Here is a 22447-nt window from a genome sequence, read left to right on the forward strand (position 1 = left end):
ATGAAGTGATGAGGTGAACAGATTGGAAAAACGAGTAGTAATTACGGGGTTAGGCGTTATTTCTCCCGTCGGCAACGGCAAGGATGCGTTTTGGCAGTCCGTTTTGGCAGGACAAAGCGGCATCGGGCCGATTACCCATTTTGATGCAGCCGAATATACGGTGCGTATAGCCGGTGAAGTGAAAGATTTTACCATTACCGATTACGGCATTGACCGGAAGGAAGCGCGTCACATGGATTCCTATACGCAGTATGCCGTAGCTGCCGCCGCCTTGGCCTTGAAGGATGGCGCCATCGATTTGGCTCAGGAAGACCGGGATCGCATCGGTACGATCATCGGTTCAGGCATTGGCGGTATGGAAACGCTTCATAATCTTTATCAGGGACTTTTCGACAAAGGACCGTCCCGAGTCAATCCTTTCGTCGTACCGAAAATGATCGGGAATATGGCAGCCGGCCAGGTATCCATTACCTTTGGCCTGAACGGCCATTGTGCCGGTGTCGTTACGGCTTGCGCTACCGGCACGAATTCGATCGGCGACGCTTATCGCATGATTCAGCGCGGTGAATTGGACGCCGCCCTTGCCGGCGGTACGGAAGCCGCCGTTTCCCCCGGCGCCGTAGCAGGCTTTGCAGCGATGAAGGCGCTCAGTACGCGCAACGATGATCCGACGCATGCATCCCGGCCTTTTGATAAAGATCGTGATGGGTTCGTCATGGGCGAAGGGGCCGGCGTTATTCTGCTGGAAGAGTTGGAACATGCCAGAAAACGCGGCGCACATATTTACTGTGAACTTGGCGGTTATGGTAGCAATGCCGACGCCTATCACATTACGGCGCCCGCTCCGGAAGGTGTGCAGCAAGCCAAATGCATGGCGTTGGCTCTCGCCGATGCCGGTGTTTCTGCTGAGGCCGTTGATTATGTCAATGCGCACGGCACCTCGACACACCTTAATGATTTGAATGAATCCAAAGCGATTTGTACCGTTTTCGGCGACCATGCCAAGGAGATGCTCGTCAGCTCGACGAAGTCCATGACCGGTCATTTGTTGGGCGCCGCCGGTGCCATTGAAGCGATTGTCTGTGCGTTGACGATCGATAACGGTCGCGTTCATCCGACTGCTAATTTTATCGAAGGAGACGATGAAATCAAAGCGATGGGTCTCAACTATGTTCCTGGCCAGGCTGTTGCCGCCGATGTTCAGGTTGCCATTTCCAATTCTTTCGGTTTTGGCGGTCATAATGCGACACTCTTATTTAAAAAGTTCGCTGATGCGTAGAAACGTGCCGGTTCATGAAGGGTGAGAGAAAGCGACAATTGGAACGGTTTGTCCTTACGCTGGGACTGCCCCGTTTTCACGATTTGAATCTCCTTGATCGGGCATTGACGCATTCGTCATATGCCAATGAAAACAAGTTTCACCATATTTTTCATAACGAACGGCTGGAATTCTTAGGCGATGCCATTCTTGATCTGGTCGTTGGCGAGTATTTATACCGTCATTATCCGAATATGCCGGAGGGAGAGTTGTCCAAAGCCAGAGCCAGCGTTGTCAGTGAAACGCCGCTGGCTTCCGTCTGCTGTGATTTCCATATGGGCGATTACCTGCTTCTCGGCAAGGGAGAGGCGGCAACGGGCGGAAAAACGCGTCCGAGCATATTGGCAGACGCCTTTGAAGCCGTCGTCGGAGCGATCTATCTTGATTCTTCCTACCAGGCGGCGCAGACCTTTATTCTCTGTCGGCTGCGGCCTTATTTGCAGCTCGTCGATTCCGGTAATTACGGCAAAGATTATAAGACGCTCTTTCAGGAATTTGTGCAGCGCAAAGGAGAGCAGTCCATCGCGTATTTTCTGGATCATGAAGAGGGGCCGGATCATAACAAGACGTTTTATATGGCCGTTGCCGTCAACGGCCGTGTTCTTGGCAAAGGCGCCGGCAAGACGAAAAAAGATGCGGAACAACATGCTGCGCATGAAGCGTTGAAAACGTTGAACGCATTGGTGTAAATTAAGCGTATACAAGGACGCAGTACATTGTGCTGTGTCCTTTTTATTTACGTAAGTATTTTCAAGAAGGGCGGGAAATGATGAAGCTATCAATCATTCCGATTTTTATTCCCCATATCGGTTGTCCTTACCGCTGTGTCTTCTGTAATCAGTGGAAAATCACCGGCAGGCATACGGTTCCTGACGGTGCGGCAGTAGAACGGCTCATTCGCCGTTACGTCGAACACGATGCCGGCAGGCGGCGTTGGGAAGTTGCTTTTTACGGCGGCAGCTTTACGGCGATGCCGGCGGCGCTGCAGGAAGAACTCCTTCGTCCGGCGTATGCGGCACTGCAGAAGGGGATTATTGAGGGAATCCGCTGCTCGACGCGTCCGGACTGTATTACGGAAGCTGTGCTCGATCGTCTGGCGCAATATGGGCTGAAGACGGTCGAATTGGGCGTTCAATCGATGGATGACACCGTATTGCAGCGGGCCAAACGGGGACATACGGCCGCAGATGTCGGGCAGGCTACGGCTCTGCTGCGCCGGCGTCGGTTTGCCGTCGGTCATCAGTTGATGCCGGGACTGCCGGGAGAAAGTTGGCGGAGTCTGGTGTTGACGACGACGGCAATCTGTCGTCTGAAACCGGATTTTACCCGTATTTATCCTGTCGTTGTCATTGCGGATACGGAGCTGGCGGCGGCATACCGACAAGGAACTTATGTGCCGCTGACCGTTGCGGCAGGCGTCGAGCGGGCGGCTTACATGAAGCAGGCCTTTGCTGAGACCGGGATTCCCTGTATCCGTACGGGACTGCAGGCGACGGAGGAACTGGATGACGGCGTACAGGTTTTGGGCGGCGCCTATGCGCCGGCAATGGGGGAAATGGTGGACACGCTGCGTTACCGGCAGCAGCTTTTCGCTGTCCTTGACACCTTGACAAAAGGCGGAGAAATTACCGTTTCCTATGGCCGACGCGATACTTCCCGGGCAAGAGGATATAAGAACAGCACGAAAAGAGCGGCGGCGCACTATGGAACTGTCCGCTGGCAGGAAGACAACGGACTGCCGGAAGGCACGCTCCTCGTTACGACGCGGGAACACTGCTGGCAGATCATCGTCGGACAAGGGAAGGCGCTACAACGCTATTAAATGACGATCATGGCCGGATCCTCCCTTTGGTGACAGAACGTGCTATAATACGGATAAGGGGCGTTTATTGTATCCAAAAGGAGGCTTGTCATGCAGGAATTAATGGTCAAACCGACGCTGCTTCGGTTTGAAACGTGCAAGGAAATGGCAGACGCGTTGCTGATCGACGATAATGACGTCATGTTGACGAACCGCTATTTGTATGAACCGTTTTTTTCCAAGTTACATTTGCCGTGCCATGTCGTGTATCAAGAAGAATACGGCGCCGGCGAGCCGTCTGATGAGATGGCGGAGGCGATTTATGCCGATTTGCCGCACGCTGCAAAACGCATTATTGCCGTTGGCGGCGGTACGATTATTGATTTGGCGAAATTCTTTTCATTACGGACCGCTGTGCCGATCCTCGATCTTTACGACGGAAAGATTGTGCCCGAAAAAGGACGGGAACTGATCATCGTGCCGACGACTTGCGGTACCGGCAGTGAAGTGACCAATGTGGCCGTTCTGGCGCTGCAGAGCAGACAGACCAAAAAAGGGCTGGCGACGGATGCGTTTTATGCGGACTGCGCTGTCCTCGTGCCGGAATTGCTGCGAACGCTGCCGTATCGTGTGTTTGCAACAAGCTCCATTGACGCGTTGGTTCATGCCGTGGAATCCGCCTTGTCACCGAAGGCCTCTACGACGACGAAATTTTTCAGCTATCGAGCGATTGAAATGATCATTCAAGGCTATCTGCAGATTAGGGACCACGGAAGGGATGCGAGGATCCCGTTGCTGGCAGATTTTCTGTTGGCCAGCACCTATGCGGGCATCGCCTTCGGAAATGCCGGCTGCGCCGCCGTTCATGCCATGAGTTATCCGTTAGGCGCTACGTATCATGTGCCTCACGGCGAATCAAATTACGCCATGTTTACAGGCGTGATGAAGCATTATATGAACATTAAGTCGGATGGAGAAATTGCCGTTTTAAATGCTTTTATCGCCGCTTTGCTTACTGTATCTCCCGGCAATGTATATGAGGCATTGGCGGATTTGCTCGATCGGGTGCTGCCGAGAAAGCCCCTTCGGGAATACGGCGTGACGGAAGCGGATTTGCAGATTTTTACGGATGCCGTCGTCAATGACCAGAAACGCTTGACGGACAATAACTTTGTTCCGTTTACAAGAGATGAATATTACACGATTTACAAGGAACTGTTTTAAACGTTTCAGCAGATAAAAATTACTGGCAAAAGCGCAAAGGCGACGCCGAAGGAGATTTTTTCAGAACAGTGAGTCCGAAAGGACTGGCTGTTCTTTTTTTTAGGCAACATCCCCCATCGGATTACCGATAGGGGATGTTGGGATCGACGAACACAAGACCGGCGATTTCCGTAAGAGGGCCTACAGACCGGCATATGAAGAATACTGCAGTGCCTTTACAGAGATGAGAAAGATAAGCTGTACGGATATGTCATTCAGTCGTGTCTTCCGTGACGGCGTCTGTTTTTTTCTCCTTTCTTTCAAAACGTTGCCGTTTTCTGACGAATGTGGAGGCTGTCATATTCAGGCTTTTTGCTGCATCCCGAACATTTCCGTAGTAATTATACGCGTGATCTAAATAGTGACATTCTATTTTATCCAGCGTGTCTTTTAAATTTGACGTTTCCGGGAGGTGTAACGTATTTCCGAGGGCGGAAGTTTCTTCTTCATTATAGACATTCAATCCTGAATGGGAGTGAAGATGTAAATCATGGGGGGCTATTTCGTCTTTTGAACTGATGATGACGGCGCGTTCGATGATGTTTTTCAATTCACGGATATTTCCCGGCCAGTTATATTCGTGAAGTAATTGAATAGAGGTAGGTGTCAGTGTCTTTTTGAAGCTGTATTTTTTGTTCAAGTTTTCCAAGAAAAAATTGGCTAGCGGCGTAATATCCTTTTTTCGGACGCGCAAGGGCGGAATATAAATAGGAAAAACGGTCAATCTGTAATATAAATCTTCCCGGAATTTATTCATTTGCACCATTTCTTCCAAGTTTCTGTTCGTCGCGGCAATGATGCGGGTATTGATTTTTATCGGCGTTGTTCCGCCGACTCGGACGATTTCCTGTTCTTGTAATGCGCGTAATAATTTTACTTGCATGTCTTTTGGTAATTCTCCGACTTCGTCGAGAAATAAGGTGCCGTTATTGGCGAGTTCGAAAAGTCCCATTTTGCCATTTTTATTAGCGCCGGTAAAGGCCCCTTTTTCATAGCCGAACAGTTCACTCTCAATCAGGGCAGGCGGAATTGCACCGCAATTGATTTTGATGAAGCTGTTTTTTGAACGGATACTGTGTTGGTAGATATATTTAGCCATTACTTCTTTGCCGACGCCCGTTTCACCTAGCAGCATGACCGTCGTATCCATAGGCGCTACGCGCCGGGAAAGCAGAAGGACGGACAGGGACGCATCGTCGTAGACAATTAACTGTTCGGTGTTGGAGATTTCCTGCAGGTGGCTCAATTCCAAGCGCAGACGTTCCATTTTTGCCGTTTTTTCCATTACTTCCTGCTTTAAATTATAAATTTCCGTCAGATCACGGACATTCGTGACGATCATGATGAGCTGGCCCGATTTGTCGAGAATAGGGGAACTCGTAATCAGTGCCTGTTTTTTCGTTTTAAAGTATTGCTGCAGCGTAACAGGCTTTCTTGTTTTCATGACAATCAACGATCCCGATTGAGAAATGACCTTGTCTTTTACGAGATCAAGCATGTTTTTCCCAAGGAGATCTTCTTTTTTTAAGCCCGTAATGTCCGTATAGGCCTGATTCATTTTCAATACGTTTGCTTCTCCGTCTGTGATAAAAATACCGTCAAAGGAATGCTCTATAATGTCATTTAAACGTTCAGCAGCCTCGTTTACAGTGGAGAAAATAGAAATTTTTTTCATAGCAACCTCGTATATTCGTTGTTCTTATTATGTATTAGTATACTTCCTGTGATAAGAATTGGGAATATGCAGTTCTGTCCTGTATTTTGCGATGACCCGCCTGGAAACATTGGCGTTGAATTCCTTTGACAGCAACGATGCCAGCGTATTGTCGCCCAAAGGCTGTAATTTATTTTCTCCTTCGACCAGTGAGAGCAAGCGCTTTTTTATGGTGTAGGAAGAGAGTTCTCCTTTTATGCTATGTTGAAATAAGTGACGTAAAGGTACCGTTTTTGTCGGCAGTTGAATGTATTTATGTTTTATGGCTCTGCTGACGGTAGAACAGTGAAGCGACGTTTTTTCGGCAATATCGGCGAGGGTCATTGCCTTTAACGGTTCATGCTTGAGGATATAGTCATATTGCCAGTTGAAAATAGCCGTCGCTACGGAAAGCAACGTTTTTTTTCTGCGTTCCACGTTTGCGAGGAGAAAGGCACAGCGATAATAGCTGTCTTTAAAATAGCTTTTTAACTCCTTGTCCGTCGTCGTCCGCATCATTTCCAAATAATGCTTGTCCAGTGAATAAGCGCCGATCCAGCTATCATTTAACGTGATTTGGACGGAGCCAGTATCTTTCTGTACGATAATGTCAGGTATGATATAGTTCGTTTCCCCGTTGGTCAGGCCTGAAAGGGGATAGGGGTGCAATTCTTTTATGACGGCGACAAGTTGTTGAAGTTTCTGTTTTGACCAGGATAAGGTCCGCGCGAGATGTGTTGTATTGCCTTTCAGAATGTCCTGCCAATGGGCGCTGATTAACAGGGAGAGTTCCGGTGTCAATTTCTTTTTTCTGCGTAATTGCTCCAGCAGGCATTCGGTAACGGAAGCTGTACAAATTCCCGGCGGATTCAGGCTTTGTAAAATGGCGAGGCAAGAATCAAACAGTCCTTCCGGAAGCGGACAGCGTGCAAGGAAAGCCTTTTTTTCCAAAACAAGAAAACCGTCTTCGTCCACTAATTCCGCTAAGTAAGACAATAGCGTCCATTGTTGGGACGAATACAGCTGGGGATTCAATTGTTCCAAGATGTAGTTTTTTATTTTTTTCTCTTCAGGAGCCGCGAGAAAGTCCCAGATATCTGCAGTGTTGTCATGATTTTTGACGGGAGCCCTGTAGTCCATCAACGGATTTTCCCGGTACGCTTGTTGCAGGAAATCTTGCAATTCTTCATTTGACAAGCTGAGTAAATGGAGCGATTGCAGCTGATAGACGCGGAGTTGCTGTTCTTGCTGCTGCGCCTGAGAAAGGGCTATTTTGGTTGTCATCGGCTTGGTTAAAGTAAGTCTTTCAATACGGTATAGGCGATTTTTCCTGTCGTAGTTTTAGGAATGTCGGCCAGCTTACGTATTGTAATCGTTGCCGGATGTAAACCGGTTTTGGAGACCAAAAAGTCTTCCAGCGTATCGGCGGAAACGGCTGATTCGGCGACAAACAGGCAGAGGTTGTCATCGAATCCGGTACAGGCACATTCAAGGCGAGGATAAGCGTTTTTTATGATACTTTCGATTTCGTCAAGATTTACCCGTTTTCCTTGTATTTTCAGAAATCGTTTTTTTCTTCCTGCAATATAGTAAAATCCGTCTTCATCTTTGTAGGCAATATCTCCGGTTAACAATCTTCCGTGACGTTGGTCGCCCAGAGCAAGGTCGGAACGGCACTGGGCATAGCCCAAGGTGACATTGGGGCCTTCGTAACAGAGTTCACCACGTACATGGGGCTGCGTGATTTCCGTTTTTTCGTCCTCCATAATCCGAAACGTTCCGCCGGGAATCGGGATGCCGATGCTGCCGATTTTGGATAAACTGTACGGGTGCGGCAAGTAGGACATGCGCGCCGTAGCTTCCGTTTGCCCGTACATGACGATGAAACGCTTGTTGGTCTTATAGGCGAAGCTGGCGAATTCTTTGTGTAGCCTGGCGGATAATTTTCCGCCAGCTTGAATCATCAAGGTCAAATCCGGCAAATGCATGTTGCAGAAGTGAAGGCGATTCAGGCATTCATAGGTAAAGGGAACACCGGCCAGGGAGGTGACGTGAAAGTCTTTGCAGAAATCCCAAAACGAAGGGTCAAATACGGTGTCTTCTGTCAAGTATTCCGCAGCGCCTACGAGGAGATGGCTGTTCAATACGGATAGGCCGAAGGTATAGTGCAGCGGTAAGGTGGACACGGGACGATCCGCTTCGGTCAAGCACAGATAGGCGGCAATAGAGGCGGCATTGGCTTGTATGTTCGCGTAGCTTTGCCGCACGAGCTTCGGGCTTCCCGTACTCCCGGACGTAGTGAGCAGCAGAGCCAAATCGGGATGAAGAACAAGCGGTGTCGATGCATAGGAAAAAACGCCGTAATCCTCAAGGGAATAGAGGGGCTGTGTGTCGGTCGGACAGATGGGGCGAAAAATATAGTGCGGCTCATATCGGTGCAGCAATTGCGCGTATAAGTTCTTTTCCAAGGCGGCGTCCAGCAACAAAGGAACAATTCCGTTTTGGAGACAGCAAAGATAGGATAACGCCGCCGCCGGTCGGTTGTGACAGATGACAAAGGCCAAGGAGCGCGGCCGTAAGACGGTTTTTAGATTTTGGGCATGACGGTACCAGTCTTGATAGGTGTAGTTATTTCCGGCATTATCGACAAAAAGAGTATGAGCTGCAAATTCGGGGTTCATGTCAAAAAAATTCATAACGCAGACCTCCTTATGAAATATTGCGCGATAAATATTCTATCATTTGGATGCCGTCCCAAAAAATGTCGAATTCTGCCGCTTCTCCCAGACTGACGATGCGATCGCCGCCTGCGGCCCCTTGGCGGCGTATTTCGGCGCGCAGTGTATCTTTATCAATACCCAACGTTGTAACGGTTTGCACTTTTTTATCTAAGAAAGGCACGATGTCGGTAAATGAAGAAAGGGAAATCTGGAAAAATTGTCCGTATGCAAGTGCCAGTAGCGCAATGTTGTCAGGTATCGCCGTTAAAGAATACACGTACAGCCTATTTGTATACCACTGGATGTCACTTAGTTCAGGACACGTTGTTGCCAGCTCCCAGAGACGGGTATATTTGCGGCTAACCTTGATTGGCGCCAGATCATATTGCACGGCCTCTTTGGCGACTGCTTGCCACCAGCGGTTGAGGATATCGTCGCGCTGTGCGGATACGTCTCCTGTCCAGACGATGAGGCGCGGGCTGGAACAGGCATTTTGATCCATTTCATAGGTATCGTTATAGAAAAGATGGGCCTGTTGTTGCAATTCATCGGCTGACAGCGACTGAAGTGTCGGAAGATCCAAGACGGCCATTGAATAACGGTCGGCAAAAGCTAAATCAATAGCCTGCGGCGGAAGCGGCGATGTACGGATTTCCTGAATGGCAGCATCACCGCCCCAAATGATCCGGCCGTCGCAATGTAAGGAAATGGCATCTGTTATCGTCTTTTCTTTGTCATAGGCAATGAAGGCGTTATGTTTTGCCAGTTCGGAAAACGGTTCCGTTTCCCAGAGCGTTGCCATCATGGCGAGGATCGGCGTCAGTTCGGCGCGTGCCCTGTCGGAGATGCGTACAATGTTATTGTTGCCGCTTAATAAGGAAACGATAAAGCTGTAAATTGCCATTAAAGGGACATTTGCCGGAGCGATGTGAAAAATCATACCCCGTCCTAAGCGAGAAGAAACGTTCCCCGTCCGGTTTTTGAAGGACTGCAGGTGCTTGCGGCGGAGCCAAAAGGCGAGCGCTTTGGCTTCCCTGTTGTTTGGCAGGGTTTCTTCCAAGGCGTCCTTGAAACGGTCAAGGAAGTACAATATTTTGGGGTCGAACGGAATTGTCGGACGCAGTCGGGCCGGAAAAGTACCAAGTAATATATTCGGCGTTGTATTAGTGAGCATCACTGCACCCCCTGATCTCAGCGGACGGAATACGGCCGTCAACTGAAAAATATTTGCCCTTGCGGCCGCAGGGACAGTCATCGTACCCTAATAATGTGCCCATGTCTTCCGTCAGGATGGAATGGCCGGGATAAGCCGTAGCCAACGGGGAGAGAACTTGAATGATCCCTTGCTTTCCGACTGGAAGAGGAGAAAAGTCGACGGGGTCCCGCATGATGACGTCGGAGAAATTACTGGCATGCAAATGGCCGTGACTGCACTCTACGTAAATAGAGCCGGTCTGTTCGGCCATGCCGTAGTAATTATGAACGCGTTCAATACCGTAGCGGCTCCGCAGACTTTCTTTAAATACCTGCGGCGAGACGGCCAGATCCTGCATCTTTTTCCAACCGCCGCCGTGAACGACGACAGCGTTGGAAAGATCAAAGGACACATGGCTGGCGGCCTTGTACAGGTACTGCCAGATCATAAATGTAAAGCCAAAAATCAGAAACGGCTCTTGGCCGTAATGGCAGAGAAAGGTTTGGATGGCGTCGGTGTTCATTTGTAACGATTCAGTCAAGGCAAAGCATTTCTTTTTGGCAAAAATGGAAAAGCCGAGGACTGCTGCGCCGCGGGCTGTAAAGCGGTCACGGTTACTGAGTATGGCCGGCGTATCGATGATCAGCATCGGCAGTCGGTTAGGTCCGAGGAGATCGCCGACAATCGCGTATAAGGCAAGCTGTTGATTCCGTGCGTTGGTTTCATCCAAATAAATTTGCGACACCTGTCCGGATGTTCCGGAAGAAACTACCGTTTTGAAGATTTTTTCATCGTCTATGCTTTTTAACGGCAGCGATTTAAACATGCGAATCGGGATCATAGGAATGGCAAAAAGCGTTTCTGCAGGAGTCGGTTTTTTTGGCAGCAACGTCGTTGCCCGTCTGTACGGTTGGCACCGGTTTTGGTGAAAAGCCGTCAGCCAGGTCATATAGGTCAGATAAAGCGCATCTTTTTTTTGCTGCGGCCAGGAATAGGGCGAATCTGCAAAAAGGGGATTATAATCCATAGTCTGTTTTCACCTTACTTGTCAGTAGAAAAGAGCTTCCGTGACCGGGATAGACCCACGTGTTTTCAGGAAGCTGACGCAGGAGAGGTTTTCCTTTCCGTTCGTAGGCCGCTGAATCACCGCCGGGCAGCCGGGTGATGACTTCTTCTCCCGGAATAAAGTAATCGCCGGTGAACAGATAAGTTTTGTCGGCCATAATGCAAATGCTGCCTGGCGTGTGGCCGGGAATACGCAACAATGAAAACTGATGAGCAGCCCAAGTAAATCGGTAGGAATCGGTAAATGTTATATCTGCGGGAGCACAGGTAAAACGGGGATATTTGGTCAGCACCTTGCCGTTGCTTTTGAAATAAAGATATGATTCCATCATGCGCGTCATGTTTGCCGTCGTACTTTGGAGACCGTCACTGCATGCCTTACTGCTGATGACGATAAGGGAATACTGCGCCCTCAATTGGTTTAAACCGGCAATGTGGTCACAGTGTTCGTGCGTTATGATGACATATTTCGGGCACAGCGTTTGTGAGATCAGCAAGGCTTGCAGAAGCGGAAAATTATTCGGATCGATGATCAAAGCTTCGCCGTCCTTGGCAATAACATAGCCGTTGCTGCCGGTTAGAGGATCGACAAGGCAGTGCAGTACGGCATCAGGGAAGAAGCGCATCAAATATCGACTCCGTAGTTTCTTAAGATTACCATGCCCTTTTCGTAGGAACTGAAAGCGAGAACATCAGGGGTATCCATGGAAATATCGAACGTGTCTTCCATGTCTTCCATCAGCTGCATATGGCCCATTGAATCCCAGGTTTTGATGCTGCGATATTTCAGGCCCGGCAATTGTTCGGCAGTCAGTTTAAAGGCATCCATAAATAATTTATCGTATTTTTCTTTGTTGGTCATGAGTAACACCTGTCCTTTATTGGTTTAAATGGTATATGTGCGTAAATAAATTTTTCATTGCCAGTTGGCGGAAGGTACCTGTGATGATGATATCGCCATGCTGATTGCGGCATTCGCCGGATAAAGAGACGATATAATATCTTTTCTGTTCCTCTACTTTTTCCAATGTAATTGTGGCGGTAATGGTATCGTTCACATATGCAGGCTGCAAAAAGGTGATGTTTTCTTCCATCAGAATTGTTCCGTCACCTGGCAGCTGCATTCCCATCACGGAAGAAAGCAGACTGGCTGTCAGTACGCCGTGCAGAACAGGAGTCCCGAAACCGTATTGCGCGGCAAAGACAGGATCGGTATGCAGTTTTCCGAAATCTTCTGTCAGGCGTGCAAAGGCGGCCAGATCTCCGGCAGTGAATTGTTTCGTCATAGATGCCTGTGTACCGATAACAAGTTCTTTTTGCGTACGCTGGGAAGAAACGGCCGTTTCTTGTTGCAAAAATGAAACAACGGGAATAAAATCCTGAGGTCTGTGAATGATAAATATTCTCTTTATGTACACTAAGTTGCTATATGCAGCGCAAGCGGTGATGCAGCCACAAACGATAAGCCAGATATCACAGATGTTTTCAGGGGTCGCTTCATACGTGAATTCGTGATCGGGAAAAGCAGTTATCAGCTTTTTTACTTCCTTCGCCCGATCATACCGGCAATTGCAGCCGCCGCAGTATTTTATGCCGACTTTCATATTAAGGCCTCGAATGATGTGCCAATAAAGACTTGGCTTGAGAAATCAGATCATCGCTGACACCGGATACTAAGATGACATCACGGATCTGCGGCAAATACTCTTTAACTTTTGCAGCGATGATTTCTTCCGTTGTCAAGAGCGCTGACGGACAGGCGCTGCACCTGCCCGTTAAGCGGATGCGCAAAACGTGGTCCGTATAATCGACGACGGCAACATCTCCGTGGTGGTTGGCCAGAATCGGTCGGATCTGCCGTTCTAAAACGGTTTCAATATCATTGAGCGTAGGGGTCATAGCAGTCACTCCTTTCAAATAGATACTATCAAATTATATGTAAAAATCGTGCCAAAAACAAATAGGAGACAACTCGTATCATTACGATAAGATGGACTGTTTTGCGTCAAAATTGGTAATATTTACAAATAAAACGAGAAGAACAATCAAAATAAAGAGAGGGTAGAAAAAACGGAATATCATTGTTTCAAAAATGGAACAAAAGATAAACGTTTTATGTTCTAAAAATGCAACAGACGAATGTTGGTTGAAAAAAATATGGAAAAAATGGACTTCATCTTAACCAATTTGAATTCAAAATTTGAAATTATAAAATTCGGCCATGATGTATTTCGCAGATAACGATACGCATATTAATGATATATATTATGTAAATATTCAAGGAAGTTCCTGGAATCCCAATCGGTTGGCACAGTTTTTGCTAGTATAAAAAGTGAGCGCACTTCTGGTGTGAAATTTGGTATACTTTTACGTTTTTATTAGAGAGGATGATTTATTATGTTAATGACCGGAGAACAATATGTTGAAAGTATGAGAAAATTGAATTTGCAAGTGTACATGTTCGGCAAAAAGGTAGAGTGTCCGGTAGATGATCCGATTTTACGTCCGTCTTTGAATTCCGTGAAAATGACGTATGATCTGGCACAATTACCTGAATACCAGGATTTGATGACGGCTGTGTCACCTTACACGGGAGAACGGGTAAACCGGTTTACACATATTCATCAAAGTACGGAGGATTTGATGAATAAAGTAAAGATGCAGAGACTTCTGGGACAAAAAACGGCTGCATGTTTCCAGCGCTGCGTCGGTATGGACGCTTTTAATGCCGTTTATTCAACTACTTTTGATATTGATAAGAAATATGGCACGAAATACCATGAAAATTTTATGAATTTCCTGAAATATGTTCAGGAAAATGACCTTACCGTTGACGGCGCCATGACGGATCCGAAAGGTGATCGCGGCCTGGCCCCTCATGCACAAGCCGATCCGGACATGTTCCTTCATGTTGTGGAACGCCGCGATGACGGTATTGTCGTACGCGGTGCCAAAGCGCATCAGACCGGTTTCATCAATTCCCATGAAGTCATTGTCATGCCGACCATTTCCATGGGCGAAGATGATAAAGAGTATGCCGTGTCATTTGCTTGCCCGACCGATGAAAAAGGTATTTTCATGATTGTTGGCCGTCAGTCGTGCGACACGAGAAAATTGGAAGGCGCCGTTATGGATACGGGGAACCCCGAATTCGGCGGTACAGAAGCTCTGGTTATTTTTGATAACGTATTCATTCCGAATGATCGGATTTTCCTGAACGGCGAATTTGAATATGCCGGCGTTCTGGTTGAACGGTTTGCCGGATACCATCGCCAATCGTATGGCGGTTGCAAAGTTGGTGTAGGTGACGTTTTGATCGGTGCCGCTGCCGTTGCCGCCGATTATAACGGTTGCCCGAAAGCTTCTCACGTGAAAGATAAGATCATCGAAATGCAGCATCTGAATGAAACGCTCTTTGCTTGCGGTATTGCTTGTTCCGCCCTTGGGACGAAAACGGAATCAGGAAACTACCTGATCGATTTACTCCTGGCAAACGTTTGCAAACAGAATGTAACGAGATTCCCCTATGAAATCGTCCGTTTGGCGGAAGATATTGCCGGCGGTTTAATGGTCACGGCTCCGTCGGAAAAAGATTTAAAGGATCCGAAGATCGGACCGTATGTCGACAAGTATCTTCGCGGTGTCAACAGCGTGACGACCGAAAATCGTCTCAAGATTTTGCGCCTTATTGAAAATCTCTGCTTAGGAACGGCTGCCGTCGGTTATCGTACGGAATCCATGCACGGAGCCGGATCGCCGCAGGCTCAGCGGATCATGATTTCCCGTCAAGGCAATTTGAAGATGAAGAAAGAATTGGCCAAGTCGATTGCACAAATCAAGGAATAATATTGTCTCCTGTATATCATAAGTCGCAGCTGCAGTTCGTTCCTCCTCCGCTGCAGCTGCAGGCTCGCAGGAAATCAGAAAGAAGGTTGTTCGAGTGAAAGATTGGAAAGAAGTTTATGCCAGTAAGATCGTCACGGCTGACGAGGCGATAAGTCATGTTAAGTCAGGTGATAAGATCGCGCTTACCCATGCTTGCGGAGAATCCCAATGTCTTACGAACGCCCTGGTTGCGCAGGCTGATCGATTGGAAAACGTTGAAATCCTGCATATGGTGGCCATGGGAACGGCGCCATACTGCCAGCCGGGGATGGAAGCGCATTTTCGCCATAACGCCTTGTTTGTAGGCGGTTCGACCCGTAAGGCTGTCGAAGAAGGAAGAGCAGATTATACGCCCGTGTTTTTCCATGAAGTGCCTAAAATGTTCAGAAACAGAACCATTCCCGTTGACGTGGCTTTTTTGCAGTTGTCTCCACCTGATGAAGAAGGTAATTGCAGCTACGGTATTTCCGTTGACTATACCCAGGCCGCCGCAGAAGCGGCGACGTTGAAAATCGCGCAGATCAATTCCCATATGCCGTATACGTACGGAAACAGCATCAACGTTAAGGACATCGATTTTCTCATTCCTTGTGACGAAGAGCTGATTGAATTGCAGCCGCCCAAGATCGGGGAAACGGAAAAGAAGATCGGTGAATACGTGGCGTCCTTGATTCAAGACGGCGATACGTTGCAGTTGGGGATCGGCGCGATTCCGGATGCCGTGCTGTCTTTTTTGGGAGAAAAGAAAAATCTCGGTATCCATTCCGAAATGTTTTCGGACGGCGTTGTCGATTTGGCGGCTAAAGGTGTGATCACCAACAGCGAAAAGGAAATCGACAAAGGAAAATTCGTTGCTAATTTCCTGATGGGAACGAAGAAGCTGTACGATTTTGTCGACCACAATTGCGATGTCATTATCAAACCTGTCGATTATACGAACGATCCCTTTGTCGTTGCTCAATTGGATAACATTGTCTGCATTAACTCTGCATTGCAAGTGGATCTCATGGGACAAGCCAATGCGGAAATGATCGGCAGCCGCCAGTTCAGCGGCGTCGGCGGCCAAGTTGATTTTGTGCGCGGCGCTTCACGGGCCAGAAACGGCCGGGCCGTCATTGCCATGCCGTCTACGGCAGGTCATGGAAAGGTCTCGAAAATTTGCGCCTTTTTGGATCATGGCGCAGCGGTGACCACTTCACGGAATGATATTGATTATGTCGTTACGGAATTCGGTATTGCAGCGCTCAAGGGAAAGACCTTAAAACAGCGCGCCAGAGCCTTGATTAATATTGCTCATCCCGATTTTCGCGCAGATTTGATTACAGAATTTGAAAACAGGTTCCATTGTACATTTGAATAATTTGATTGCGTTTTTCGTAAAGAGATGCTACGGCAATTAATCTTTTGTACGTAATCGGAATTATTGATTGATTGCTGCAGTGTCTCTTTGTGTTTTATTTGACAGGCTTTATCACTCACTGTTATGGAGGTGGAGTTCATCATGTTTGGTCCCGTTTATAAAAGGAAAGAAGGGGAAATTCAACCGGGAATTAATTTACATCTTTTTAAGTTGACGTTCCGGTTGCCTTTCATCCATTATCGTTTTGAATGGCCCGACTATGTACAGGGGCTATTACTGTGTGCCGTATGTCTCGGCATCATCCCCGTGCTGCAGGAATATTTGGGCATGCCCTTTGAAGTGGCGATTACGATTGTTATCATGAACGGTTTTCTGTATTGTTGGCATGCTCACTTAGGTGACCCTGTCGTTCCCGGCTGGATTACTCCGGCTATCCCATTATTGCTCTTGTGGCTGCAATCGTTTCCGGCAGAAGGTGTGGAACGGATGCATGCACTGATCGCGTTTGAAATGGAATTGGGGATTGTTACCTTCCTCTTGGGAGCTACAGGGCTGGCGAAACGTGTCGTCGATATGGTTCCAGATGCGCTGAAGGCAGGTATCCTGATCGGTGCCGGTATTGCTGCTGTCCGTTTGGTATTCAATACGGGAGGCAGCTTTGATAAGTATCCATGGACCATTGCTATTGCCGTCGGCTTTGCTTTCTATCTGTCCTTCAGTAATCATTTTAAGAAAATCATGAAGTCCAACAAAGCATTCCAGATCATTTCGGATTTGGGGTTATTACCGGCTATGTTGTTGGCTGTCCTCATTGCGCCGATCGTAGGAGAATTGCCTTGGCCGACGATCGAATGGGGGTTTACGCATCCGCAATTTTATGAAGTCTTTACGCAATGGAGTCCCTTTGCCGATCGCATAGGGTTCCCGGCCATGAGCTACTATGTCGCAGCTATTCCGTTGGTCGTTGCCGTTTATGTCGTTTTGTTCGGCGAGTTGATCCAGGCCGACGCACTGATTGATGAAGCGCGTGAGTATCGCGACGGTGACGAAAATGTCCATTTCGACGCCAACAGGAACAATGTCATCGTCGGCGTCCGCAATACGCTGATGTCCCTTTTTGGCCCCGATATTTCCATGTGCGGACCGCTGTGGGCGGCAATGCAAGTCGTTATTTGCGAACGGTATAAACACGGACGTGATGCGATGGACAGTCTGATTGGCGGTGTCGCTTCATTCCGTTTGGGAACGTTTACCGGTTATTGGTTATCTCCGATCGTAAGCTTCGTTAAACCGGTCTTGCCGATTGCCTTGGCACTGACTATGTTGATTCAGGGATATGTTGCTGTCCGTGTCGGCGTCTTGAGAGCCAAGACGTTCAATGATTTGGGCGTAGCCGGCGTTATAGGCGGCGTGCTGGTTTCGCGCGGCGCGGCCTATGCTTTGTGCGTAGGGATCATCTTATGCATTCTGGTATACGGCAAAAACCTGTTTAAGCGCCAGTTGAGCAAATACAATTTAAAGAGCGATCCGTTGTTCAATATATCGGCCAAGAAGGAATTGGAACAGGAAGAAGCAGCAGGTAATCGATAAGGTTTTTTCCCGGAGGTCATAGGTATGCAGTATTATGGTGATTTATTAAGAAAATTAACGAATTCAAATACGACAGAGATTTGTGAGTTTTTTGTGAAAAAATGTATGATGAATGCGCGAAATCACGCTGCTAATGAAGGCATGAAACGCTTCTTTATGGTTTGTGCCGTATCGGCCAATGATGGGATCAAAGAATTGCTGGTCAAGAATGACTTGACCTTCAGCGGCTATTGGGCGCATCGGCGATATTTCGCCAAGGTGAAAGATGCGGTGCCGGTTGTCGTCAAATCTTACCTATCCTGCTTGCTGTTGGTATTGGCGGCCCAGAAGGAATTGATCCGGGAGAAAACCGGATTGAGTGAAGCGGAGTTACTCCACTGGTGGTGTACGATTTTCAAGTATACTGACGAAGATAAAGCTCATTTTGACAAGATAGTAAAAAAAGCGGGATTCGGTGAGGCCGGTGTGAAAAGTATTTTTTCCGAGTTAAATGAGATTTGTCATAGACAATTAAACGGCGGTATGGAGGAAAATATCCCGTGTACTGAGGAAAATCGGGATTTCCTTTTATACCGGGTCGGGGAAGATGCTTATCGGCTGACCTTGCGTCTTCGGGAATGGCCTGGCTTGCAGTCTTGACTGCGGAGGGGTAAGGCGGAACGGCTACGGATTCAGAAAAGAGGTTCAGATGACAATAGGATTGAAGGGCCCCGGATTGTATGTCCAGGGCGAAGGGGAATTGGACAAGCTGGGCAAATATGTCAAGAAAATGGGAACGAAGTTCTTGCTCATTTGTTCGCCCAACAATAAGAAAAGAGTCGGTTCTCGTATTGCCCGGTCGCTGCAGGAGGCGGGAAAAGAGCTCTCCTACTACGAGTTTGGCGGCGAGTGTTCAAAAGCGGCTATCGAAGCGGCGATGAACACAGCCGAAAGCGAAGGCTGTGATGCCGTTATCGGCGCCGGCGGCGGCAAGGCGATTGATACGGCAAAAGCGGTGGGCACGAACTTGGGCGGCATACCGGTCGTCATCGTTCCGACGATCGCTTCCAATGATTCTCCTTGCGCCGGCGTCGCTGTTATTTATAATGAAGAAGGCGCAGTGATCAAGGCGCTGATGATGAAACGCAATCCGGATATGGTTTTAGTCGATACCGGCGTCATTGCTGCAGCGCCGAAAAAGTATCTGGTTTCAGGAATGGGGGATGCGTTATCCACTTACTTTGAAGCCCGTGCCTGTTACCGCAGCGGCGCGAAAACGATGGCTCGCGGTACCTGTTCCATGACGGCGCTGACATTGGCGGAACTGTGTTATCAGACGTTATTGAAATATTCAGAAGAAACTTTGGCGGCAGTGGAACGTCATCAGGTTACAAACGCGTTGGAAGCGGTCGTTGAAGCTTGCGTGTATTTGAGCGGCGTCGGCTTTGAATGCGGCGGTTTAGCGGCTGCCCATGCCATTAATGACAGCTTGGTTTTCATGCCCCAAACGCATGCCAGTTCACATGGCGAAAAAGTAGCCTTCGGTTTGTTGGTGCAACTGCAATTGGAAAAAGCTCCGCAAGAGGAGTGGGATACTGTATTGCAATACATCCGTAAAGTAGGACTTCCAGCGTCTTTCGCCGATTTGGGCGTGTCTTCCGTCAGCGAGACGGAACTTAGACAGGTGGCTGAAGCAGCTTGTGCGCCTGCTCAATTTACTAAAAATGTCCGCCCGGACATTACGGCTGAAGAGGTGTATGAAGCACTGGTCAATGCCGACGCAGCCGGAAAGGGATAGGATGAACACAGCACCTGCTGTAGGCTATTGATTGCAGCAGGGCCCGTGTTCCGACAGGATCCTTTTCAACATAGGGGGGAACGTGTATGTTCACGTTAACAGATAAGGCAAGAGCGTATGTAACAAAACGGCATGCGGATATTATCATAACGCATTCCTTTGAGCCTGCCGGCGGTGGATGTTCCTGTGTCGGCGATCGTATTTGGGGTAGCTATATTCCTCAAATTACATTGGGTGAAGTGAAAAATGAGGCAAACTATCAGTGTGAAATTGTTGACGGCGTCCGTATTTGGTATACGGACAAGCTGACTGTCAAACAAGGGTATGATTCCATTCGAATTATTCTGCGTTCCGTCATCGTCAACTCCTGGTTGGAATTGGAAGGAGCACAGGGAATTTCTGTTACACCCGATAAGGGTACGTTGGATTAGCGGTTTGCCCATAAATTAAGTCTAAGGTAGTGGTTGGCGCTGTTCCCTTATATGGGGACAGCGCTTTTACATGCGTTTATGGTATTGAGTCGCAGTTATCTATGCCTTCTCTTCTGCGTAAAATGTGGTATAATAATCATAATTATGATTTAAGACCATATACTAATAGTTGGTTGTATGCTAGGCATATTGGAGGATTTTGAATGGCAAGAGTTAAGATCACGGAGACGGTCCTGCGCGACGGTCACCAATCAATCGCCGCAACACGCATGCGGATACAACAGATGCTGCCCGTTCTGGAGGCCATGGATGAAGTCGGTTACAATGCGTTGGAATGCTGGGGCGGCGCGACTTTTGATACGTGCATGCGTTTTCTTGGCGAAGATCCCTGGGAACGATTGCGGACGTTGAAAAAGTATGTAAAAAAGACGCCGCTGCAAATGCTTTTTCGGGGACAGAACGTGCTCGGATATCGTCATTATGCCGATGATCTGGTGTACGAGTTCGTCAATCGCGCCGTTGATAACGGGATCGACATTATCCGTGTTTTTGATGCCCTTAACGATCCGCGCAATATGGAAGCGGCGATTCGTGCGGCTAACGATACCAAGGCGGTACACGTACAGGGTGCCATGGTCTATACGATCAGTCCGATCCACACGATGGAGATGTTTACGAATGTGGCGATCGAATTGCAGGAAATGGGCGTCGATTCTCTTTGCATCAAGGACATGTCCGGACTCCTGTCGCCGTATGATGCGTATAACCTCGTGCGCATGTTGAAAAAAAATCTTCACGTTCCGATTGAATTGCATACGCATTGTACCTGCGGTTTTGGTGAAATGACGTACATGAAGGCTATTGAAGCCGGCGTGGATATTATCGACACGGCGTTGTCGCCCTTTGGCGAGGTGACCAGTCAGCCTGCAACGGAATCGATGGTCATGGCGTTGCAGAACAGCATTTATGATACCGGTATTGATACGGAACGGCTCTGGCCTTTGGCGGACCACTTCAAAACGGTGCGTAAGGAATTGGCTGATGAATTTAAGCTGACCATGCCGAGCCAGATTAATCCGGCTGTCCGCAAATACCAGATTCCGGGAGGCATGTTGACGAATTTATACAATCAATTAAAGGATCAGGGGCAGGAAGATCGTTTTGATGAGGTGCTGGCAGAAATGCCAAATGTGCGCCGCGATCTCGGGTATCCGCCGCTGGTTACGCCGACCAGCCAGATTACCGGTTCGGCGGCGGCGTTGAACGTCCTGTTCGGCCGTTATAAAATGATCACGAACGAAGTTCGTGATATTGTGCGCGGTAAATACGGCCGTGTACCCGGGACGATTACCGACGAGTTCCGCAAACTCTGCATCGGTGACGAGCCGGTAATCGACTACCGGCCTGCCGATGATTTGGAACCGGAATTAGATAAAGCAAGGCAGGCTTTGGCGGCAGAGGGATTTTCCGACGCTTCGCCGGAAGACGTTTTAAGTTTCGCTTTATTCCCAGAAGTCGCGCTGCCGTTTTTCAAGGAGCGCCGGCAGAAGCTGGCGGCAGATAACGGATAGCGGGATGGCTGAGAGAGACTGTATTTTGGTAAGAAAATGCAGTCTCTTTTTTTGATGAAGCGGCGGAGCCGGCGGAAAAGTCACGGAATGTTTGTATTGACAACGCATATTTGATACGATAACGATATACTGTATTGCAGGAGGCGTGATGGCAATGACAAAGGAAGAATTGGCTTTGGCGTATAAACATCAGGGGAATAATTGCTGCCAGTCCGTATTGTTGGCTTTTAAAGAGAAAACGGGATTGTCCGAGACGATTTTACAGCGACTCGGGTCCGGCTTCGGCGGCGGTATGGCGACGACGGAAGAAACGTGCGGCGCTCTTTGCGGCGCCGTGATGGTGGCGGGATTGGCGGCGACGGATAAACGTACGGCGAGGAAACGGGCACAGCAATTGCAGCGACGGTTTAAGGCCTTGTCCGGTGCGACGGTTTGCCGTGTCTTAAAAGGTATTGACAGCGGCCAACCGCTTTGCTCCTGCGAGGAATGTGTACGGTACGGCGTGCGTATCGTTGAAGAATTGGATGATACGCCGCAATAAGGTGGAGTTCCTGTTTCGACGAAGGAAGGACATGAGGTCGCGTACGGACAGGTCGTTCTCCCCGTTCCGCTTGCGTCCGACGCTGTTTCAGCATCTATTCCAAACAAAAAAAATACGCCTCCGGCATTGCTGCCGATGGCGTAATTACTGGTCGGAACGGCGAGATTTGAACTCGCGACCTCTTCCACCCCAAGGAAGCGCGCTACCAAGCTGCGCCACGTCCCGTTAACGTTATCA

Annotated in this window: 21 protein-coding genes and 1 tRNA gene; 12 read left to right on the forward strand and 10 right to left on the reverse strand. The window is 48.5% G+C overall.

Annotation, left to right across the window (positions count from 1 at the left end):
* Positions 1–22: 22 nt before the first annotated feature.
* The 4 genes from fabF (at position 23) to C0977_RS08690 (ending at position 4343) form a co-directional block, all read left to right on the forward strand.
* Complete coding sequence (gene fabF, locus C0977_RS08675) at positions 23–1279, forward strand: beta-ketoacyl-ACP synthase II (protein WP_101913109.1); 1257 nt, start codon at positions 23–25, stop codon at positions 1277–1279.
* A gap of 14 nt (positions 1280–1293) precedes the next feature.
* Positions 1294–2007 (forward strand): ribonuclease III, encoded by a 714-nt coding sequence (gene rnc / locus C0977_RS08680; protein ID WP_101913110.1) that lies wholly within the window; start codon positions 1294–1296, stop codon positions 2005–2007.
* Between the two features lie 77 nt (positions 2008–2084).
* Complete coding sequence (locus C0977_RS08685; RefSeq protein ID WP_234987626.1) at positions 2085–3140, forward strand: elongator complex protein 3; 1056 nt, start codon at positions 2085–2087, stop codon at positions 3138–3140.
* Between the two features lie 90 nt (positions 3141–3230).
* Positions 3231–4343, forward strand: a complete 1113-nt coding sequence (locus C0977_RS08690; protein ID WP_101913111.1) for a 4-hydroxybutyrate dehydrogenase — start codon at positions 3231–3233, stop codon at positions 4341–4343.
* Positions 4344–4593: 250 nt separating this feature from the next.
* On the opposite strand, the gene C0977_RS08695 is transcribed toward C0977_RS08690, so the two are convergent.
* The 9 genes from C0977_RS08695 to C0977_RS08735 are packed head-to-tail and all read right to left on the reverse strand — an operon-like array spanning position 4594 to position 12954.
* On the reverse strand, positions 4594–6057 hold the full coding sequence (locus C0977_RS08695; protein WP_023053661.1) for a sigma-54 interaction domain-containing protein: 1464 nt from the start codon (positions 6055–6057) through the stop codon (positions 4594–4596).
* Positions 6058–6084: 27 nt separating this feature from the next.
* Positions 6085–7359 (reverse strand): RNA polymerase factor sigma-54, encoded by a 1275-nt coding sequence (rpoN, locus tag C0977_RS08700; protein ID WP_101913112.1) that lies wholly within the window; start codon positions 7357–7359, stop codon positions 6085–6087.
* An 8-nt stretch (positions 7360–7367) separates the two neighbouring features.
* Complete coding sequence (locus C0977_RS08705) at positions 7368–8771, reverse strand: AMP-binding protein (protein WP_101913113.1); 1404 nt, start codon at positions 8769–8771, stop codon at positions 7368–7370.
* Positions 8772–8784: 13 nt separating this feature from the next.
* The gene (locus tag C0977_RS08710) at positions 8785–9969 is read right to left on the reverse strand and encodes an acyl-CoA reductase (RefSeq protein ID WP_023053682.1); all 1185 of its coding nucleotides are present in this window, start codon (positions 9967–9969) and stop codon (positions 8785–8787) included.
* Positions 9959–11017, reverse strand: a complete 1059-nt coding sequence (locus C0977_RS08715; RefSeq protein ID WP_101913114.1) for an acyl-protein synthetase — start codon at positions 11015–11017, stop codon at positions 9959–9961. The genes C0977_RS08710 and C0977_RS08715 overlap by 11 nt, the downstream gene beginning before the upstream one ends.
* Complete coding sequence (locus C0977_RS08720; protein WP_101913115.1) at positions 11007–11681, reverse strand: MBL fold metallo-hydrolase; 675 nt, start codon at positions 11679–11681, stop codon at positions 11007–11009. Before C0977_RS08720 ends, C0977_RS08715 begins: the two co-directional genes overlap by 11 nt.
* On the reverse strand, positions 11681–11917 hold the full coding sequence (locus tag C0977_RS08725; protein WP_023053696.1) for a hypothetical protein: 237 nt from the start codon (positions 11915–11917) through the stop codon (positions 11681–11683). The genes C0977_RS08720 and C0977_RS08725 overlap by 1 nt, the downstream gene beginning before the upstream one ends.
* Positions 11918–11933: 16 nt before the next feature.
* Positions 11934–12659 carry a MaoC family dehydratase gene (locus C0977_RS08730; RefSeq protein ID WP_101913116.1) on the reverse strand — a complete coding sequence of 242 codons (726 nt, stop codon included), beginning with the start codon at positions 12657–12659 and terminating at the stop codon, positions 11934–11936.
* A gap of 1 nt (position 12660) precedes the next feature.
* Positions 12661–12954, reverse strand: coding sequence for a NifU family protein (locus tag C0977_RS08735; RefSeq protein ID WP_023053677.1), 294 nt, complete (start codon positions 12952–12954; stop codon positions 12661–12663).
* A 498-nt stretch (positions 12955–13452) separates the two neighbouring features.
* Here C0977_RS08735 and C0977_RS08740 point away from each other — a divergent pair, with 498 nt between their 5' ends.
* From C0977_RS08740 to C0977_RS08775, 8 genes are all read left to right on the forward strand, one after another.
* Positions 13453–14901 (forward strand): 4-hydroxyphenylacetate 3-hydroxylase family protein, encoded by a 1449-nt coding sequence (locus tag C0977_RS08740; protein ID WP_023053685.1) that lies wholly within the window; start codon positions 13453–13455, stop codon positions 14899–14901.
* 94 nt (positions 14902–14995) lie between these two features.
* A complete protein-coding gene (locus C0977_RS08745) occupies positions 14996–16300 on the forward strand; it encodes an acetyl-CoA hydrolase/transferase family protein (protein ID WP_101913117.1) in 1305 nt (434 codons plus the stop codon).
* Between the two features lie 141 nt (positions 16301–16441).
* Complete coding sequence (locus C0977_RS08750; RefSeq protein ID WP_101913118.1) at positions 16442–17890, forward strand: hypothetical protein; 1449 nt, start codon at positions 16442–16444, stop codon at positions 17888–17890.
* 24 nt (positions 17891–17914) lie between these two features.
* Positions 17915–18529, forward strand: a complete 615-nt coding sequence (locus tag C0977_RS08755; RefSeq protein ID WP_023053690.1) for a hypothetical protein — start codon at positions 17915–17917, stop codon at positions 18527–18529.
* A gap of 49 nt (positions 18530–18578) precedes the next feature.
* Positions 18579–19667, forward strand: a complete 1089-nt coding sequence (locus C0977_RS08760) for a glycerol dehydrogenase (RefSeq protein WP_101913119.1) — start codon at positions 18579–18581, stop codon at positions 19665–19667.
* Between the two features lie 86 nt (positions 19668–19753).
* Positions 19754–20098 (forward strand): hypothetical protein, encoded by a 345-nt coding sequence (locus C0977_RS08765; RefSeq protein ID WP_023053684.1) that lies wholly within the window; start codon positions 19754–19756, stop codon positions 20096–20098.
* 203 nt (positions 20099–20301) lie between these two features.
* Positions 20302–21669: a pyruvate carboxylase subunit B gene (locus C0977_RS08770; RefSeq protein WP_023053689.1), complete on the forward strand. Its 1368-nt coding sequence runs from the start codon at positions 20302–20304 to the stop codon at positions 21667–21669.
* Positions 21670–21817: 148 nt separating this feature from the next.
* Positions 21818–22210, forward strand: a complete 393-nt coding sequence (locus tag C0977_RS08775; RefSeq protein WP_101913120.1) for a C-GCAxxG-C-C family protein — start codon at positions 21818–21820, stop codon at positions 22208–22210.
* A gap of 148 nt (positions 22211–22358) precedes the next feature.
* Here the strand turns inward: C0977_RS08775 and C0977_RS08780 are convergent.
* Positions 22359–22435 (reverse strand) — tRNA-Pro (locus C0977_RS08780).
* Positions 22436–22447: the final 12 nt, after the last annotated feature.

Origin of the sequence: Megasphaera vaginalis (ex Bordigoni et al. 2020) (genome assembly GCF_900240295.1) — a bacterium.
Classification (GTDB): Bacteria; Bacillota; Negativicutes; order Veillonellales; family Megasphaeraceae; genus Megasphaera; species Megasphaera vaginalis.